Origin of the sequence: Streptomyces sp. NBC_01478, assembly GCF_036227225.1 — a bacterium.
Classification (GTDB): domain Bacteria; phylum Actinomycetota; class Actinomycetes; order Streptomycetales; family Streptomycetaceae; genus Streptomyces.
The window spans coordinates 7392575-7409888 of record NZ_CP109444.1 but is presented as its reverse complement, the minus strand read 5'-3'; the positions used below and the strand labels follow the sequence as shown (position 1 = coordinate 7409888).

The 17314-nt window shown below is 68.6% G+C and carries 18 protein-coding genes; 10 read left to right on the top strand and 8 right to left on the bottom strand.

Annotation, left to right across the window (positions count from 1 at the left end):
- Positions 1 to 93: 93 nt before the first annotated feature.
- Positions 94 to 1254 (bottom strand): serine/threonine-protein kinase, encoded by a 1161-nt coding sequence (locus OG223_RS33740; protein ID WP_329256648.1) that lies wholly within the window; start codon positions 1252 to 1254, stop codon positions 94 to 96.
- Between the two features lie 140 nt (positions 1255 to 1394).
- Here OG223_RS33740 and OG223_RS33735 point away from each other — a divergent pair, with 140 nt between their 5' ends.
- The 4 genes from OG223_RS33735 to OG223_RS33720 all read left to right on the top strand — a co-directional run bounded on the left by OG223_RS33735 (position 1395) and on the right by OG223_RS33720 (position 5865).
- Complete coding sequence (locus tag OG223_RS33735; protein WP_329256646.1) at positions 1395 to 2615, top strand: hypothetical protein; 1221 nt, start codon at positions 1395 to 1397, stop codon at positions 2613 to 2615.
- Between the two features lie 148 nt (positions 2616 to 2763).
- Positions 2764 to 3450 (top strand): DUF488 family protein, N3 subclade, encoded by a 687-nt coding sequence (locus tag OG223_RS33730; RefSeq protein ID WP_329256644.1) that lies wholly within the window; start codon positions 2764 to 2766, stop codon positions 3448 to 3450.
- 88 nt (positions 3451 to 3538) lie between these two features.
- Positions 3539 to 4357 carry a hypothetical protein gene (locus tag OG223_RS33725; protein ID WP_329256643.1) on the top strand — a complete coding sequence of 273 codons (819 nt, stop codon included), beginning with the start codon at positions 3539 to 3541 and terminating at the stop codon, positions 4355 to 4357.
- Positions 4358 to 5328: 971 nt separating this feature from the next.
- Positions 5329 to 5865 (top strand): hypothetical protein, encoded by a 537-nt coding sequence (locus tag OG223_RS33720; RefSeq protein WP_329256641.1) that lies wholly within the window; start codon positions 5329 to 5331, stop codon positions 5863 to 5865.
- 255 nt (positions 5866 to 6120) lie between these two features.
- Here OG223_RS33720 and OG223_RS33715 read toward each other — a convergent pair whose 3' ends face one another.
- From OG223_RS33715 to ychF, 3 genes are all read right to left on the bottom strand, one after another.
- The gene (locus OG223_RS33715) at positions 6121 to 6534 is read right to left on the bottom strand and encodes a DNA-binding protein (RefSeq protein ID WP_329256639.1); all 414 of its coding nucleotides are present in this window, start codon (positions 6532 to 6534) and stop codon (positions 6121 to 6123) included.
- Positions 6516 to 6800 carry a hypothetical protein gene (locus OG223_RS33710; RefSeq protein ID WP_329256637.1) on the bottom strand — a complete coding sequence of 95 codons (285 nt, stop codon included), beginning with the start codon at positions 6798 to 6800 and terminating at the stop codon, positions 6516 to 6518. Before OG223_RS33710 ends, OG223_RS33715 begins: the two co-directional genes overlap by 19 nt.
- Before the next feature lie 323 nt (positions 6801 to 7123).
- Complete coding sequence (ychF, locus tag OG223_RS33705; protein WP_329256635.1) at positions 7124 to 8212, bottom strand: redox-regulated ATPase YchF; 1089 nt, start codon at positions 8210 to 8212, stop codon at positions 7124 to 7126.
- 191 nt (positions 8213 to 8403) lie between these two features.
- Between ychF and OG223_RS33700 the strand changes: the two genes are divergently transcribed.
- Positions 8404 to 8979 (top strand): DUF6542 domain-containing protein, encoded by a 576-nt coding sequence (locus tag OG223_RS33700; protein ID WP_329256633.1) that lies wholly within the window; start codon positions 8404 to 8406, stop codon positions 8977 to 8979.
- A 384-nt stretch (positions 8980 to 9363) separates the two neighbouring features.
- Here OG223_RS33700 and ppgK read toward each other — a convergent pair whose 3' ends face one another.
- Both ppgK and OG223_RS33690 read right to left on the bottom strand, forming a co-directional pair.
- A complete protein-coding gene (gene ppgK / locus OG223_RS33695; protein ID WP_329256631.1) occupies positions 9364 to 10110 on the bottom strand; it encodes a polyphosphate--glucose phosphotransferase in 747 nt (248 codons plus the stop codon).
- Between the two features lie 29 nt (positions 10111 to 10139).
- A complete protein-coding gene (locus OG223_RS33690; RefSeq protein ID WP_329256629.1) occupies positions 10140 to 11165 on the bottom strand; it encodes a 4-hydroxy-3-methylbut-2-enyl diphosphate reductase in 1026 nt (341 codons plus the stop codon).
- A 98-nt stretch (positions 11166 to 11263) separates the two neighbouring features.
- Between OG223_RS33690 and OG223_RS33685 the strand changes: the two genes are divergently transcribed.
- The 4 genes from OG223_RS33685 to OG223_RS33670 all read left to right on the top strand — a co-directional run bounded on the left by OG223_RS33685 (position 11264) and on the right by OG223_RS33670 (position 14930).
- Entirely contained in the window at positions 11264 to 12658 is a 1395-nt protein-coding gene (locus OG223_RS33685; RefSeq protein WP_329256627.1) for an APC family permease, read from the top strand.
- Positions 12659 to 12715: 57 nt separating this feature from the next.
- Positions 12716 to 13924 carry an exodeoxyribonuclease VII large subunit gene (gene xseA, locus OG223_RS33680; protein ID WP_329256625.1) on the top strand — a complete coding sequence of 403 codons (1209 nt, stop codon included), beginning with the start codon at positions 12716 to 12718 and terminating at the stop codon, positions 13922 to 13924.
- Between the two features lie 26 nt (positions 13925 to 13950).
- Entirely contained in the window at positions 13951 to 14196 is a 246-nt protein-coding gene (locus OG223_RS33675) for an exodeoxyribonuclease VII small subunit (protein WP_329256623.1), read from the top strand.
- Positions 14197 to 14339: 143 nt separating this feature from the next.
- Positions 14340 to 14930: a malonic semialdehyde reductase gene (locus OG223_RS33670; protein ID WP_329256621.1), complete on the top strand. Its 591-nt coding sequence runs from the start codon at positions 14340 to 14342 to the stop codon at positions 14928 to 14930.
- 83 nt (positions 14931 to 15013) lie between these two features.
- Here OG223_RS33670 and OG223_RS33665 read toward each other — a convergent pair whose 3' ends face one another.
- Entirely contained in the window at positions 15014 to 15535 is a 522-nt protein-coding gene (locus OG223_RS33665) for a DUF4245 domain-containing protein (RefSeq protein ID WP_329256619.1), read from the bottom strand.
- 126 nt (positions 15536 to 15661) lie between these two features.
- On the opposite strand from OG223_RS33665, the gene glpX reads away from it, so the two are divergent.
- Positions 15662 to 16696, top strand: a complete 1035-nt coding sequence (gene glpX, locus OG223_RS33660; protein WP_329256617.1) for a class II fructose-bisphosphatase — start codon at positions 15662 to 15664, stop codon at positions 16694 to 16696.
- 165 nt (positions 16697 to 16861) lie between these two features.
- Here the strand turns inward: glpX and OG223_RS33655 are convergent, their stop codons facing one another.
- Complete coding sequence (locus OG223_RS33655; protein ID WP_329256615.1) at positions 16862 to 17236, bottom strand: WhiB family transcriptional regulator; 375 nt, start codon at positions 17234 to 17236, stop codon at positions 16862 to 16864.
- Between the last annotated feature and the right edge of the window lie 78 nt (positions 17237 to 17314).

The window sequence follows — 17314 nt, the reverse complement described above, 5'->3', positions numbered from 1 at the left end:
GCCTGGTCCTGCCGTCCAGCAGTCCGGCGACCGCAAGTCTGTCACGGTGGAGGAAGGGCTCGTACTGGCATCGTCTACGCGAACCGGCGCGGCTCAGAAACGCGCCTCCCGCGCGTACCCTGCGCGGATCCGCTCAGCGATCTGGAGGGGGGTCGAGAGTCGGACGCCAGTGCTCCCACGGCTTCGGGACGGGCTCCCGTCCGGTGCGGGAACGATGTCCGGCGTGAAGGCGAGGGGGAGGGTCATGGGGACGTCTCCGGATTCCGCGCCCGGTTCGTCGTCCCGCTCCTCTGCCGCCGGGTCGACGATGGCGGGTGTGTAGGTGAGCACATCGGCTACAGGCTCGGGCCCGAGCGCCGATGCCGGGAGCTGCGGGACGATGATTTCGGGGGCCAGCTCGGTGAGGCGGCGCTTGGCCTGGAGGGCGGTCAGTCCCAGGTCGTGGATGATCCGCACCAGCCGCTTGGTGACCTCGGCCAGAGCCGGCCGGGAACCGGGGTCCGGCGCGAGCATGTCCGTGATCAGAGGGCCCAGCTCCGGTGGGAGGGCCGTCAGGTCAGGAGGGGTCGTCGGGTCTTCGATCCGCAGCGCGACGGCCTGCCAGGTCGGCCCCTCGTAGGGGTAGTGACCGGTCGCGGCGAACAGCAGCACCGCGCCCAGCGCGTATACGTCGGCCGACCGGTCCAACCGCGGCTCGCCCCGGGCCTGCTCAGGTGGCATGCACAGCACACTGCCAACGACGAAACCGGTCGCCGTCAGGGTGGTGCGACGCTCCGCGAGCACGGCGAGACCGAAGTCGATCATCTTGGGTCCGTACGGGGACAGCAGGATGTTCTGCGGCTTCAGGTCACGGTGGAGCAGACCCGCGTCATGCACCGTGCCGAGACCCTCCGCCAGCAGCGCCCCGAGGCTGGCCGTCTCGGCGAGTTGGAGCGGACCCTGCCCGGCGACGAGGGTGCGCAAATCCGGACCGGGGACGTACTCCACCGCGAGCCACGGCTGTTCGGCGTCCGCGTCAGCCCCCACGAAGGCCGCGACGAACGGGCCGTACACGGTGCGCAGGCTGTCCACCTCGGACACGAAGCGGGCACGGGAGTCCTCATCGAGAACGGAAGGCTTGATGACCTTCACAGCAGCCTGATGCCCCGCTGCGGATTCACCGAGAAACACCTGGCCCATACCGCCGGACCCGATCCGGCACACGAGCGTGAAGCCCCCGATCGCCCTCGGATCGTCGTCCCTCAGTGGCTCCACAGCGCCCCCGCTTTCCCCACACGACCTGCAACCGCCGCCCCGGAACACAACCTGGCCCGAGTACAACCAGTCTATGGAAGCGCGCGATTCCAATGTGCCGCTCTCCAGGCGGGCGCCCGCTCGCCCGTGCAGCGGGCAAGGTGACACGGCGCGATGTCTTCGACTTGCTACGCGCTGCGGAGGGCGGCTGGTGGGGACGCCTGGACGAAGTCGCCTTCCTGGGCGGCCTGTACGACCTGGACGCCCTCCCATCAACCGACTCGCGCCACCCGACCGCCCGCACCGACATCATCCAGCACCGGTTCAACAACTACGACTGGGAGGACGATTGGGTCTTCGAGGACCCGCGGTTTGGGCTCCTCGATGGCCCGGACGAGGTGCTGCTGGCATTCCTCGCACGGCTGGTACATCCCGAGGTGCGCCCCGACACCGACGAGGCGGCCAGGCGCGTCGATGAGCTGAACCGGCTTCTGGCAGCGGATGGCTGGGCCCTGCGCCCCCGAGACTTCATGTCCGGGCGGCCTGTCTATGCGCCGTTCCCGGAGAGCGCCGCCACTCCGACGATCCCATTGCCGCTCAGGGACGACGACGCCCTCAAGCTCGATCTCGTCCTCGGACAGACCCACCATCTGCTCGACGACGACGGCGAAGGGTTGGCTCGGGACCTCGTCCGCTCGGCGAAACTCACCCTGCGCCACGACGGTGGGTACTTCCATCCGATGCCCAACGACAATTGGACGGATGCCACTTACGAGGCCGTCCTCACCGTGGACCGCGCGCTCGTATCGGAGTTCACGACGGCCATGACCGAGGCGATTTGGCAAAGGCTAGGGGCCGTGCTCAAGCAGATGGGGCGCGGGGACGTGCAGTCCCTCGTGGTCGAAGCCGCGCTGCTCCCGCTCCCGGAGATCACGCAGGACTGGCGGTATCAAGGAAGCAGTCCGACCAACCAGGCTCGCCGCGAAAGGCGAAGCAACCAGGGATACCCGACTGCGGACGACCTCGTGTTCGCAAGTCGGGCCGAACTCGCCGTCTACCAGGTCCTCCAAGACCTCCAACGCGAGCGCCCCACCCAAAGCGGCATCGCGATCCTGCCGCTGGCCTCCGCCAAACTGCGGGATGCCGGCGTGCGCAGCCCGGCCTTCACCGTTCTGGGAAACGGCCGAGCCGTCATCATCGAGGTCGATGGACCACACCACTACGGCCGAACCCGCAAGGCCGACGACGAGGATCGCGACCGGCACTGGGCGCGCTGCGGCGTCCACACCATCCGGATCGCCGATGAACACACCAGCCATCCCAGTGAACTCAAAGAGCGGCTCCGCGAAGACCTCGGTCGACTGCTCTTCCCGACTCGCTGATCTACGCAGCAACACCCTCGGTGCACGCGGACACGAGCAGCCAGGTTGAAGCCACCTCAGCCTTCGGTATCCGCTCACGCGAACGACATGCGCAGGCCCGAGCGGAAAATTAGCTGTGAGATTCCGGCGGAAGTTAGGATCCCGGTTCATGGCCGAACGCCCCTTAACTCTTCCCTCACCCGCCCCGAACCGGACGCTCGCTGCCCACGTCAGGGCGCTACGTGAGGAACACGCCTGGACTCCAGAACGCCTTGCGAAAGAGGCAGGCATTCAGCTCGCCACTCTGAAGCAACTGGAGGACGGGGGACCAATTCAGCCAGGTTTCTTCACCGTTGGTGCACTCACTGCCGCACTCGGCGTCTCCCTCGACGACCTGTTCCGCCAGACCCAGACGGCAGACCCTGGGCTGTGGTCCGCCGGATACGAGGGGCGGGACATCGAATCCTTCATCGCTTCCCTCCTCTCTGCCCAGATCAGCACGGTCGCCGACGTCCGCCTGACCCCCATCAGCCGCAAGCCCGGATTCAGCAAGACCCGCCTCACACACGCCCTCAACGAGGCCGGCATCGCCTACACCCACCTGCGCGCCCTGGGGAACCCGAAGGACAACCGGGCCCCCTTCTGGGAAGGACGCATCAGCGAGGGCCGCGCACGTTTCCGCAGCCTGCTGAGCTCCGACGCGGCCCAGGCCGAACTCGATGAACTCGCAGAACACGCAGCTCAGGAGCGGGTCGCCGTGCTGTGCTTTGAGAGAGACCAACAGCGCTGCCACCGCCACGTCGTCCTGGAGACCCTGCGCAAGCGCATGTCACTACCCGTCAGCCCCTTGGCCTGACTTCAACTCCTCTCCTCGACGGCACTCTTGCGCGTGCCAACTACCTCACTTCCAATCTGGTCCAGAAGCAGCGGACCGGGGGTGGGGTATGGCAGGAGCGTGGGAGCGCGCACGAATACTGATCACGGTCAAGACGTATCCGGAACTGTCCACGAAGTACCGCGAGACCAGCTGCGTCGCTGGCATACGCCTCGACCGCGGCACTCCCGAGCACGTCCGCCTCTTCCCTGTGCCCTTCCGGCTCCTGAGCCAGGAGAGCCAGTTCACCAAGTACACGATCATCGAGGTCGACGTACGCCGCCATCACCAGGACCGCCGGCCCGAGAGCCTGCGCCCGAACCCGGACACCCTCAAGGTCATCGACAGGATCGGCACGAGCGACGGCTGGCGCGAGCGCTATTCGATCCTCCGCCCGCTGATCGCCCCATCGCTGTGTGCCATCAAACGAGACCAGGAGAAGCACGGCACGTCGCTCGGCCTCTTCCGACCAGCGGCGCACACCGTCGACTTCCGCCTTGAGCCCGCCGAGCCCTGGCCTGTCTCCAAGGCCGCCCTGGCCGATCAGATGGATCTCCTCGACCAGGACCTGCGCCAACTGGAGTGGGTACCGTTGGAGTTTCGCTACCGCCTCCGCTGCGACGACTCCGACTGCACCGGTCACGACATGGCCCTCCGGGACTGGGAGGCCGGCGAGTCCTACCGCAAATACCTGCGCCAGTACGGGCAACAGGGGGTGGAGGAACAGCTGCGGGAGCGCTGGTTCACCCGGATGTTCGCACCGGACCACGTCGTCCACTGCTTCGTCGGCAACCTGGCCAAGCGACCCAGGACGTTCATGCTGCTCGGCCTCTTCTATCCGCGGCACGGCGTCGTCGAGAACTACCAGGAAGAGCTTTTCTCGCTGTAAACGCGCCATACGCCAGGTCTCATCCGATCGAAGGCTCTCTCAGGTCGTCCGGAATTCCCCTGGAAGCGGTGGGCATTGTCTCCGAGGCAGCGCAGCTAGGAATCGCAGGGGGACCACATGCACCAGGCCCTCAATGAGCGGCAGCAGGCCGTGCTCGAATGGGTGGGCCAGGGGTGTCCCGACGGAGTCTGGCCGGACAGCACGTACAAGACCAGCGGACAGGCCCTGCAGAACCGAGGGTTCATCAAAATCACCAAACACCGCGGGCATTGGAGCGCCCACCTCACCGAGAAAGGGCGGCTGCGTCTCACCGAACGCGGCATCCACCCCGTGGAGCAGAGCACCCGACCACCGGAACGGCCCGCCCGAAAGCCGACATCGCCGCGCCCCAGAGCCGTGCCGAAGGCCCGTACGAACTACGCGGACCAACTACTCGAAGAACTGGCCGCCGCGAACGACGGCTGCCTAATCAAGCCCATCGAATCTGGCCGGCACGCAGCGAATTGGGCGTCACGGGTCAACGCCGCCCGCAAGTCCGGCAAGATCCCCCACACACAGGAACTCCACGGATACCGCACCCACCGCGGCTACGAAATCAAGCTGGTCGACATCCCTGCCTGGCGCCTCGCGGAACTCACCCCGCTCCCTGTGCCGGCCAGGCTCACCAAACCCCATGCCGTCGTGGCCGCCCTCCAAAAGCAGCCACAGCCCATGGGCCTGACCAAACCCCTCCAGGGCCGAGCCCTGCGCATCATCCAGACCCTCATCACCGCCACCGAAGCACAAGGCCATAAGGCGGCACTCGGAGCCACACAGGGCGCGCCCCGCCCCATCGGCGCCGCAAGGCACCACCGCACTTCACCATCACCGCACAAGGCGAAAGTGTCGGATTCCTCGTCCTTCAAGAACAGGACCGCAGCGAACACGTCCCCACCGACAAAGAACTCGCCGACGCCAAGAAGTACTCATGGATGCGCATCGCCCGCTTCGACTACACCCCCTCCTGTCGCCTGCGTTTCATGCTCCGCGGCGGCAGTCCGCACCGCGCCAGCGAATGGGCCGACCTCCCCGGCCGGCCGCTGGAAGACCAACTTGCCGAGATCGCACAAGAGGTCGGCCTTCGTGGCGAAGCCGCGGAACGTAAACGCCTTGCAGACCAGCAAGCCAGAGAAGCACAGCAGAGGCGCTGGGAAGCCGCCATACAGGAAGCCCGCGCCGTATACGCCCACACCTATCGCGTCAAACACCTCGAAGAGCAGGCAGATGCCTGGCACCGGGCCAGCCGCCTGTCCGAATACGTCGCAGCAGTACGCGACCACGCCACATCACTGCCACCCGGGCAGGAGCGGACCGAGATTGAGGCGTGGCTCGCGTTCGCGGACGCGCACCTCAAACACCTCACCGAGTCCGCCTCGGCACCGAAGCTGCCCACGCCGCAGAAGCCCAGCGGCGACGACCTCAAGCCCTTCCTCGGCCACTGGAGCCCTTACGGCCCCCGCTCTTACTGAGCCTTGGCTCCGCCCACGACCTACGGAATCTCACGAAGAGTCGGCAAATCCGGAACCTCCGCAGCCCCATCTCCCCGCAGCAACATAGCGGCGGATCGCCGGTTACCGAAACCGGGGATCCGCCGAATACTTGTAGTTCCACCGCCACGCCCTGAGCACCCGTCGAAAGGCAGCAAGCGACGATCTGCAACCTCGCCCCTGGAACTCGCCTCGCCCTATCGGGCACTGCCCTTTCGCACCGCGGACCAGGGGAAATCACACCGCCACGAGCCGGACCCGATCGCCGCAGAGCTTGACCATGTCGTCGATATCGGAAGTCAGCATGACCACGGGGCGATGCTGTCGCAGTGCCGCCTCGGCGACCGCCGCATCGATGGCGTACTTGTGCCCGTGCAGGCTGGCATCCATCAGCAGCTTCGAGGCCGCCCTCGCCTCCTCGTCACCCACCGGAACCACGCGCAGCCCCGAGAGCAGCCAGTTCAGTCGCGCCTTGTTCGTACGGGCATGCACGGCCTCGATGATGGTGAGCGCGCAGACCACGACCTCCATGCCGCGCGAGCGCGCCTCAGCGACCAGAGCCACCACCTGCTCGTCGTCGGCGAGCAGCTTCGAGAGCCCCTCACTGTCGAGGACCAGCGTCCCCTCGTGACTCAGCTTGCGGCGGGCCACTGGCCCTCCTCGGCGAACACCTCGTCGAAGACCTGCCGTGCCCGCTGCCGGGCCTGCTCGGAGACCGGCCCCTTGCGGTTCTCGTAGTCCGCCAGATACTCGTCGAGGACCTGCCCGCGCAGCTCACGCTCGACCGCCTCAGCGATGAACGCGGAGAACTCCCGCTTGCCTACCCGCGCCCGGATCGCCTCCGCGGTCCCTTCGGGCAGCGACAGGCTCACCCGCGTCGCCGGCCCTTCCCCGATGCTGTACGTCGTCTCACCCATACCCCGAGTGTGTCAAACGAGTAGGAAAAGCGCCACGATCTGCGCGGAGCCCCGGAGTCATGAAGAGGGCGTGTGGACGGAGCCTCTCTCGCCACCCCTCGCATCGGGCAGCCCAGCGCCCGAAACCCAGCACGGGCGTTCCCATCCCATCCCAGCACAATCCCAGCACGGTACGGATGACCAGGGATGACGACAGGTGACGAGGGGTCAGCTATCCCAGCACCATCCCAGCACGGGAGAAAACTAAGGTCCCGACTCCGAAGAGTCGGGACCTTCCTGACCTGCACGTTTGCCAGATCAGCGACGTGGTGATAAGTCAGCCGCTACACGTTGAACCGGAACTCCACAACATCCCCGTCCTGCATCACATACTCCTTGCCCTCCATCCGCGCCTTCCCCTTGGCGCGGGCCTCCGCCACCGAGCCGGTCTCCACCAGGTCGGCGAAGGAGATGACCTCCGCCTTGATGAAGCCCTTCTGGAAGTCGGTGTGGATGACGCCGGCGGCCTCGGGGGCGGTGGCGCCCTTCTTGATGGTCCAGGCTCGGGATTCCTTGGGGCCTGCCGTGAGGTAGGTCTGGAGGCCGAGGGTGTCGAAGCCGACGCGGGCCAGGGTCGTCATGCCGGGCTCCTCGACGCCAACCGACTCCAGGAGCTCCATCGCTTCCTCCTCGTCGAGCTCGGCGAGGTCCGCCTCCAGCTTGGCGTTGAGGAAGATCGCCTCGGCGGGGGCGACCAGGGCGCGCTGCTCGGTCTTGAAGTCCTCGTCCACCAGCTCGTCCTCGTCGACGTTGAAGACGTAGAGGAAGGGCTTGGTCGTCAACAGGTGCAGGTCGTGGAGGAGTTCCTCGTTGCCGGAGCCCTGGACGATGCCCTGCGAGAAGAGCGTGTCGCCCTTCTCCAGGATCTCCTGCGCCGCCTCGACCGCCGCGACCTTCGGGCCGATGTCCTTCTTGATGCGCGACTCCCGCTGGAGGCGCGGCAGGACCTTCTCGATGGTCTGGAGGTCGGCGAGGATCAGCTCGGTGTTGATCGTCTCGATGTCGTCCTTGGGCGAGACCTTGCCGTCGACGTGGACGACGTTCTCGTCCTTGAAGGCGCGGATGACCTGGCAGATCGCGTCGGACTCACGGATGTTCGCGAGGAACTTGTTGCCCAGGCCCTCGCCCTCCGACGCGCCCTTCACGATGCCCGCGATGTCGACGAAGTCGACCGTCGCCGGGAGGATCTTCTGCGAGGAGAAGATCTCGGCCAGTTTCGTCAGGCGCGCGTCGGGGACACCGACCACGCCGACGTTGGGCTCGATCGTGGCGAACGGGTAGTTGGCCGCGAGCACGTCGTTCTTGGTCAGGGCGTTGAACAGGGTCGACTTGCCGACATTCGGCAGACCGACGATTCCGATCGTGAGCGACACGTTGCGACTTCCCGTACGTGAGAGGCGTGAGAGCGATGGAGGGGACCTACGGGGACTGGCTCCCGGGGCCGATCCACCAGTCTACGGCGTGACCCGCCCCGTCCCGGCTTCGCGTCGAACACCTGGCCAAGCTCTGCTCATCGGCGTGTCCCGGGACCTATTCGGCACATAAACCGACCTAAGTTGGTCCAGTGGAGCAACACAGGACACGACCCCCACAGCCCGGCGCAAGACGCGGGGCCCCGCCCCTGCCCCCGCAGGCGGGCCGGGGCCCGAACGGCGGCCCGGCCCGCACGACCCGCCCGAACCCGCAGGCCCGCGGCACCGCACAGCGCCGTCCGGCGGCCGTACGACACCCGGGCCCCGCGGCGGCCCAGACCGTACGGCAACTGCCGAACCCCCGGCTCACCGGGCTCGGCGGCGGTCTGTTCTGCGCGGCGGTGATGTTCGTGCTCGGGTGCGTCGACCAGTTGCTGTTCGGGGCATCGCTGACCGTGTACGGCGTGCTGTTCCTGCCGGTGTGCGTGCTGACCGCGCTCTGGATCCGGCGGGGCGACCTGCTGACCGCGCCGGTCGTCGTGCCGATCGCCTTCGCCGTCGGCCTGTTCCCGGTGGCCGAGGGCAGCGGCGGCCTCGCCAACCGCCTGGTCGGCCTCTTCACCGGCCTCGCCACACAGGCCGGCTGGCTGTACGGCGGGACGCTCGTCGCGGGCCTCATCGCGACGGTCCGCCGGATCCGCCTGCTGAAGCGTCGGCGGCGCGGGTGACTTCCGGGGGCGGCGGTTCACGCGCGCGTGACTTCCGGGGCCGGTTCATGCGCGCGTGACTTCCCGGGCCAGTTCCGGCGCCGGTCCCGGGGGCAGGGAGGTCGGTTGCGGAGGCGGGCAGTCCTGTGGTCGGTCTCGAGGTCAGTGCCGGGGGCAGTCCCGGGGGCAGTCCCGGGCCGGTGACTGATCCGCCGAACACGCGGTCCGCCGGACATGCCGCGCCGACCGATCCGCCCAAACCCACACAGGCCGGACCCACGCCCGCCCGCACAAGCCCCCGCGCCCGGCAACCAGCGCCGCCGCCCCTCCACACACGTCCGCCGAAGCCGACAGCCCGGCAACCGGCCCTAGCCGCCGCCCCCGTAGCCGCCCCCGACCCCACCCCTAGTCGTCCCCCGCCGCATGCATCGCCGCCCCCACGATCCCCGCGTTGTTCTGCAACTGCGCCGGCACGATCTCGGCCTTGATGTCCTCGATGAAGTGCAGGAACTTGTCGGCCTTACGGCTGACTCCGCCGCCGATGATGAACAGCTCGGGCGAGAACAGCATCTCGACGTGGGCGAGGTACTTCTGGACCCGGTTGGCCCAGTGCTCCCAGGTCAGCTCGCCGTCCTCCTTGGCCTTGCTGGACGCCTTCTTCTCGGCGTCGTGGCCGTTCAGCTCAAGGTGGCCCAGCTCCGTGTTCGGGACGAGGACGCCGTTGACGAAGAGGGCGCTGCCGATGCCCGTGCCGAAGGTCAGCAGGATCACCGTGCCCTTGCGGTCGCGCCCGGCGCCGAAGTGCATCTCGGCGACGCCCGCCGCGTCCGCGTCGTTGACGACGGTCACCGGGAGGCCGCCGAGTCTGTCGCTGAACAGCGCTCCCGCGTCCGTGTCGATCCAGCTCTTGTCGACGTTCGCCGCCGTACGGATCGTGGCCCCGCCGGTCACCACACCTGGAAACGTGAGCCCGACCGGTCCCGTCCAGCCGAAGTGGTCGACGACTTCCTTCACGCCGTCGGCCACTCCGTCCGGTGTCGCCGGGTGCGGGGTCAGCACCTTGCACCGCTCTTGGGTCAATTCGCCCTTGTCCAGGTCCACAGGGGCGCCCTTGATCCCGGATCCACCGATGTCCACGCCGAAGATCTGCATGGATCCACGCTACGACGAACGACTGACAGTCACTGCCCGGAGGGGGTCGAACGGTCCGCACCCGTGCGCTCGGCGACCAGTGCGGCCGCCTCTTCGCGCAGGTCGCGGCGGAGTTCCTTGGGCAGCGAGAACGTGATGGACTCCTCGGCCGCCTTGACCAGCTCGACGTCCTCGTAGTCGCGCGCGGACAGCCACTCCAGCACCTGCTCGACCAGGATCTCCGGTACGGAGGCGCCCGAGGTCACGCCGACCGTGGTCACGCCCTCCAGCCAGGCCTCCTCGATCTCGTCGGCGAAGTCCACCAGGTACGCGGCGCGGGCGCCGGCCAGCTTGGCGACCTCGACGAGCCGTACGGAGTTGGAGGAGTTCTTCGAGCCGACCACGATCACCAGCTCGGCCTCCTCGCCCATCTGCTTCACGGCGAGCTGGCGGTTCTGCGTGGCGTAGCAGATGTCGTCGCTGGGCGGGGAGATGAGCTGCGGGAACTTCTCCTTCAGGGCGTCGACGGTCTCCATGGTCTCGTCCACGGAGAGGGTCGTCTGGGAGAGCCAGACCACCCGGGACGGGTCGCGGACCTCGACCTTGGCGACGTCGGACGGGCCGTCGACCAGGGTGATGTGGTCGGGGGCCTCTCCGGAGGTGCCGATGACCTCCTCGTGGCCCTCGTGGCCGATGAGGAGGATGTCGAAGTCGTCGTTGGCGAAACGGACGGCTTCTTTGTGGACCTTGGTCACCAGGGGGCAGGTCGCGTCGATGGTGGCGAGCCGGCCCTGCTTGGCCTCGTCGTGGACGACGGGCGCGACGCCGTGCGCGGAGAACATCACGATGTTCCCCTCGGGGACCTCCTCGGTCCGCTCGACGAAGATGGCCCCCTTCTTCTCCAGGGTCTGGACGACGTACTTGTTGTGCACGATCTCGTGCCGGACATAGATCGGAGCCCCGTACTGCTCCAGGGCTTTCTCGACGGCGATCACGGCGCGGTCCACACCCGCGCAGTAGCCCCGGGGGGCGGCGAGCAGGACACGGCGGCCAGACGAAGCAGTCATGCGTCCCATCGTAAGGCCGCGCTCGACGGGTCAAAGATCGCGTCGTTCGGGAGACTGGCCGTGGAGTGGGAGGGACGGGGCCGGACACAACGTACGGGAGACGCGAGATGGCCGACACGGGTACGGGCGCCGATGCGGACGCGACGGCCACGGCCGGCGGGGGACCCCGGCTGCGGCGGAGTCTCGGATTCCGGGATCTCGTCGTCTACGGGCTGCTGTTCATCGCCCCGATGGCGCCGGTCGGCGTGTTCGGCACCCTGGACGCCAAGTCGCACGGCGCGGTCGCGCTCGTGTACATCGTGGCGACCGTCGCGATGGCGTTCACCGCGTTCAGCTACGCGCAGATGGTGCGGGTCGTCCCTCAGGCGGGCTCGGTGTTCGCCTACGCGCGCGTGGGGCTCGGCAGGGAGGCCGGGTTCATCGCCGGCTGGATGGCGATGCTGGACTACGTCCTGATCCCCGCGGTCGCCTACCTCTTCTCCGGGATCGCCATGAACGCGCTGGTCCCGGACGTCTCCCGGTGGGTGTGGACCGCGCTGGCGGTCGTCCTCACTACCTGCCTCAACCTCTGGGGAGTACGGGCCGCCGCGCGCGTGGGCTTCCTGGTGCTCGCGATGGAGATCGTGGTCCTGGTGATCTTCGTCGTGTCGGCGATCGTCGTCCTCGCGCGGGACGGCGCCGAGCGGGGCTGGCTGTCACCGCTCTCCGGGGACGGCACACAGGGCGCGTTCGCACTGTCGGCGGTGATCGGCGCGGTCTCGGTCGCCGTGCTCTCCTACCTGGGCTTCGACGCGGTCGCGACCTTCGCGGAGGAGGTCACCGGCGGCTCCGAGAAGGTCGCCAGGGCACTGCTGTTCTGCCTCGCGCTCGCCGGAGTCCTGTTCATCGCCCAGACGTACCTGGTCGCCCTCCTGGAGCCGACGACCTCCGCACAGCTCGCCGCCGACGCGGGGAAGCAGGGATCGGCGTTCTACGACGCGGTCGACGTCTCGGTCGGCGACTGGCTGCACAACCTGGTGGCCGTCAGCAAGGCCATCGGCGCGGCCTTCGCGGCGCTCGTCGGGCAGGCCGCGGCGGGCCGCCTGGTGTTCGCGATGGCCCGCGACCGACGCCTCCCGCGCGCCCTGTCGAAGACCGACGACGGAGTACCCCGGGTCGCGCTGCTCGCTGCGGCCGTCATCACGCTGATCGCCGCGGTCTGGGCGGCCCGCCGCGACGACGGACTCGACCACCTGGTGTCGGTCGTCGACATCGGCGCCCTGACCGCGTTCACGCTGCTGCACGCGAGCGTGGTGGGCTGGTTCGCGGTACGGCGCCGGGGAGGGCCGGTGGTGTGGTGGCGGCACGTCCTGGTGCCGGTGCTGGGAGCGGCGATCACCGTCGCGGTGATCGTGGAGGCGTCCGGTACCGCACAGGTGGTGGGCGCGATCTGGTTGGCGGTCGGGCTGGTGGTGCTCGCGGTGCAGGGCAACCGGAACAAGGCCGACACGGAGACCGGTTGACGGTCACACGCTCCTCACCTCGACCGCGTTGTCAGAAGCGGCCGTTACTCTCGGCGCATGGCTCTCAACACGGCTCCGGACGCCCCGCTCCCCGTCGGTGAGGTCTCCCGGCTGATCGGCGGGTGGATCGACCGGCTCGGCGCGGTGTGGGTCGAGGGGCAGATCACCCAGTTGTCGCGGCGGCCCGGTGCCGGTGTCGTGTTCCTGACGCTGCGCGACCCGTCGTACGACATCTCGGTGAGCGTGACGTGCTTCCGGCAGGTGTTCGACGAGATCGCCGATGTCGTCAGCGAGGGCGCGCGCGTGGTCGTCCTCGCGAAGCCCGAGTGGTACGCGCCGCGCGGGCAGTTGTCGTTGCGGGCCACGGAGATAAGGCCGGTGGGGGTGGGTGAACTCCTCGCGCGGCTGGAGCAGTTGAAGAAGTCGCTGGCCGCGGAGGGGCTGTTCGCGGCCGACCGGAAGAAGCCGCTGCCGTTCCTGCCGCAGCTCATCGGGCTGGTCTGCGGGCGGGCCTCGGCCGCCGAGCGGGATGTGCTGGAGAACGCGCGGCATCGCTGGCCCGCCGTCCGCTTCGAGGTGCGCAACGTGCCCGTGCAGGGTGTGCACGCGGTGCCGCAGGTCGTGCAGGCCGTGAAGGAGCTGGACGCGCTCGACGGCGTGGACGTGATCATCGTGGCGCGCGGCGGCGGCAGCGTGGAGGACCTGCTGCCGTTCTCCGACGAGCAGCTCGTCCGGGCCGTGTCGGCCTGTCGTACGCCCGTGGTGTCCGCGATCGGGCACGAGCCCGACAACCCCCTCCTGGACTACGTCGCCGACCTGCGCGCCTCCACCCCCACCGACGCGGCGAAGAAGGTCGTACCGGACGTGGGCGAGGAGTACGAGCGCGTACGGCAGTTGCGCGACCGGGCGCGGCGGTGTGTGGGCGCGTTCGTGGACCGGGAGGAGCGCGGGCTGGCGCAGGCGCTGTCGCGGCCGTCGATACAGGATCCGCAACGGATGGTCGACGAGCGGGCGGATCATGTCGCCGCCCTCCTCGACCGCGGCCGGCGCACCCTCGGCCATCTCCTGGACCGCGCCGACTCGGAGCTGACCCACACGCACGCGCGCGTGGTGGCCCTCTCCCCCGCGGCGACCCTGAAGCGGGGGTACGCGGTGCTCCAGCGGTCCGACGGACATGTCGTCCGGGACCCGGAAGAGGTGACGGCGGACGAGGTGCTGCGCGCGCGGGTCGCCGCGGGTGGGTTCACGGTTCGGGTCGAGGCGTAGTTCCTGTTGATGCATAGGGTGGGCGGATGACCAGCAAGGTGGACGAAGGTGCCGGTACGGCGGAGTCGCTCGGCTACGAGCAGGCGCGCGACGAGCTGATCGAGGTCGTACGGCGGCTGGAGGCGGGCGGTACGACGCTGGAGGAGTCACTCGCGCTCTGGGAGCGGGGCGAGGAGCTGGCCAAGGTGTGCCGGCGCTGGCTGGACGGGGCCCGGGCGCGGCTGGACGCGGCGCTGGCGGAGGAAGAGGCCGAAGAAGAGGGCCGCGAGTAGCACCGAGGGTGATCTGCTGTGAGGCGGATCACCATGCTCCGGTTTTGGTTGAATGTTGAACCTCCCGTCGCGTACGGTCGGTCCCGTCAGCCTATCCGGACCGCGGTCCGGATATCCGCTTCCGCCCCCGAGGAAGTTCTCGTATGTCTCTCGTTCTTGACCCCGCCGCCCAGGACCTGCTGTTCCGCGAGGCCCGCACCGCGAACACCTTCACCGACGAGCCCGTGACCGACGAGCAGGTCCAGGCGATCTACGACCTGGTCAAGTACGGCCCGACCTCCATGAACCAGTCGCCGCTGCGCATCACCCTGGTCCGCTCCCCCGAGGCCCGCGAGCGTCTCGTGCGGCACCTCGCCGAGGGCAACCAGAAGAAGACCGCCGCCGCCCCGCTGGTCGCGATCCTCTCCGCGGACAACGAGTTCCACGAGGAACTGCCCAACCTGTTCCCGCACTTCCCGCAGGCCAAGGACGCCGTCTTCGGCGAGCGTTCGGTCCGCGAGGGCAACGCCGCGCTGAACGCCGCCCTCCAGGCCGCGTACTTCATCATCGGCATCCGCGCCGCCGGCCTGGCCGCCGGCCCGATGACCGGTCTCGACTTCGCGGGCGTCCAGAAGGAGTTCCTGGACGACGACCACACCCCGTTCGTCGTCGTCAACATCGGCAAGCCGGGCGAGGACGCCTGGTTCCCGCGCTCCCCGCGCCTGGAGTACGACGAGGTCGTCACCACCGTCTGAGTCGCCGGAATCGACCGAGACACCTGGCACGCGGAAGGCCCCCGGCGAACACGGCACCGGGGGCCTTCGTCACATCCGTCGGGCTACTTCGTCCTCAACGCCTTCGCCATCTCGGTCAGTTGGGTGAACGAGCCCGTGCCCGCCACCACCGTCGTCGAGCCCTTGTCCGCGAGCACGAGGGCGTCGTAGCGGCCGCCGGTGTAGCGGGTCCAGGTGCGGCCGTCGATGGTCTGGGTGGTCTTCGTCGCGGCGGCGCCCTGGCTGGCGGTGTCGACGAAGTCGGCGGGCTTCTGAGTCGACTGCTCTATCTGCACGTACTGACCACCGGGGGCACTGAACCCGAGGTGCCAGGCGTCGAACGCGGCGCCGTTGTAGCGGACCGAGGTCGCCTTCCAGCTCTGGGACAGGCCCTCCGGCGCCGCCACCGGGTACGGCGCCGCGCGGCGTGCCGTGAGCAGCTCCACGCGGTAGTCGACCCGCTTGACGTCCGGAGCGTGGTCGCTGTGCGGGATGAAGATGTAGACGATCGCCGCCGCGATCCCGATCAGGCCCAGGGAGAGAATCATGTCCCGGACCGTCTTCTGCTTGCCGTTCGAACCTGCCACGCCCCCTATCGTCGCAGGTGCCCCGGCCGCTCATCCGTGGGGCCCCCTGCTCATTTTGTCTGCCTGGCGATAGAGTCGGGGCCATACCCTCATCCGGCCGTCGTCGTATCAGAAAGGTGCGCTCCGATGACCGAGCATCATCATCTGCCGTCCGAACTCGAAGTCCCCTCCGAGGCCCCCGACCGCAACCTCGCCCTGGAACTCGTCCGGGTGACCGAAGCCGCCGCGATGGCCGCGGGCCGCTGGGTCGGGCGCGGTGACAAGAACGGCGCCGACGGTGCCGCCGTGCGTGCCATGCGGACCCTCGTCTCCACCGTCTCGATGAACGGCGTCGTCGTCATCGGTGAGGGCGAGAAGGACGAGGCGCCGATGCTCTTCAACGGCGAGCGCGTCGGTGACGGGACCGGGCCGGAGTGCGACATCGCCGTCGACCCGATCGACGGGACCACGCTCAACGCCAAGGGCATGCCGAACGCGATCGCCGTGCTGGCCGCCGCGGACCGGGGTTCGATGTTCGACCCGTCCGCCGTCTTCTACATGGACAAGCTCGTCGCCGGGCCCGAGGCGGCCGAGTTCGTCGACATCGAGGCCCCGATCTCGGTGAACATCCGCCGGGTCGCCAAGGCCAAGCGGGTCACGCCCGAGGACGTCACCGTCGTCGTCCTGGACCGGCCGCGGCACGACGGCATCATCAAGGAGATCCGGGAGACCGGTGCGCGGATCAAGCTGATCTCCGACGGGGATGTCGCCGGGTCGATCCTGGCGCTGCGCGAAGGCACCGGCGTGGATCTGCTGCTCGGTGTCGGCGGCACCCCCGAGGGCATCATCTCGGCCTGTGCCGTGAAGTGTCTGGGGGGTGTGATCCAGGGCAAGTTGTGGCCCAAGGACGACGCCGAGCGGCAGCGGGCGCTGGACGCCGGGCACGACCTGGACCGGGTGCTCACCACCGACGACCTGGTGTCGGGCGAGAACGTGTTCTTCGTCGCGACCGGGATCACGGACGGGGAGCTGCTGCGGGGTGTCCGGTATCGCTCGGAGACCGCGACCACCGACTCGATCGTGATGCGGTCGAAGTCCGGGACGGTGCGGCGGATCGACTCGGAGCACCGGTTGAGCAAGTTGCGGGCGTACAGCGCGATCGACTTCGACCGGGCCAAGTAACGCGCCTAAGGATGGGGGGCTGCGGACCATGTGCGACCGCGGGTCCGCCGTGGCTGGTCGCGCCCACGCGGCGGAGCCGTACATGTCACAGCCCCGCGCCCCTTGGGTGGTTGCCCCGCCCGGCAATGAAAAAGGCGCCCCCTGGTGCGGAGGGGGCGCCTTTCGTCATCCTGCTGCCGCTATACGGCCCGCAGCGCGCGCCTTCTGGAGTTCCAGGTCGCGGCGGCGGCGCCTGGCCAGGACCACGCGGCGTTCGGCGGCGGTGAGGCCGCCCCAGACGCCGTAGGGCTCGGGTTGCAGGAGTGCGTGCTCCCGGCACTCGACCATGACCGGACAGCGGGCGCAGACGCGCTTGGCGGCGTCCTCGCGGGAGAGTCGGGCGGCGGTGGGTTCCTTGGAGGGTGCGAAGAACAGGCCTGCCTCGTCGCGCCGGCACACCGCTTCGGTGTGCCATGGAGCGTCTTGGTCCCTGTCTCGCGCAGGCACCCGCTGAGCCGGAACAACAGCTACCTGCAGGGACGAATGCGGCGGTTGCAGCACGGTCTACTCCTGACGACGGCTTCGCGAGCGAGAGACGATGCAGCAAGGCCTACCCGCTGTGCGCGCGCCTATGCACTG

Excerpts from the sequence above, each read along its gene's own strand:
- OG223_RS33730 (WP_329256644.1), top strand. The coding sequence starts at position 2,764 with ATGGCCGAACGCCCCTTAACTCTTCCCTCACCCGCCCCGAACCGGACG.
- OG223_RS33725 (WP_329256643.1), top strand. The coding sequence starts at position 3,539 with ATGGCAGGAGCGTGGGAGCGCGCACGAATACTGATCACGGTCAAGACG.
- OG223_RS33720 (WP_329256641.1), top strand. The coding sequence starts at position 5,329 with ATGCGCATCGCCCGCTTCGACTACACCCCCTCCTGTCGCCTGCGTTTC.
- OG223_RS33710 (WP_329256637.1), bottom strand. The coding sequence starts at position 6,800 with ATGGGTGAGACGACGTACAGCATCGGGGAAGGGCCGGCGACGCGGGTG.
- ppgK (WP_329256631.1), bottom strand. The coding sequence starts at position 10,110 with ATGCAGATCTTCGGCGTGGACATCGGTGGATCCGGGATCAAGGGCGCC.
- OG223_RS33690 (WP_329256629.1), bottom strand. The coding sequence starts at position 11,165 with ATGGGACGCATGACTGCTTCGTCTGGCCGCCGTGTCCTGCTCGCCGCC.
- OG223_RS33685 (WP_329256627.1), top strand. The coding sequence starts at position 11,264 with ATGGCCGACACGGGTACGGGCGCCGATGCGGACGCGACGGCCACGGCC.
- xseA (WP_329256625.1), top strand. The coding sequence starts at position 12,716 with ATGGCTCTCAACACGGCTCCGGACGCCCCGCTCCCCGTCGGTGAGGTC.
- OG223_RS33675 (WP_329256623.1), top strand. The coding sequence starts at position 13,951 with ATGACCAGCAAGGTGGACGAAGGTGCCGGTACGGCGGAGTCGCTCGGC.
- OG223_RS33670 (WP_329256621.1), top strand. The coding sequence starts at position 14,340 with ATGTCTCTCGTTCTTGACCCCGCCGCCCAGGACCTGCTGTTCCGCGAG.
- glpX (WP_329256617.1), top strand. The coding sequence starts at position 15,662 with ATGACCGAGCATCATCATCTGCCGTCCGAACTCGAAGTCCCCTCCGAG.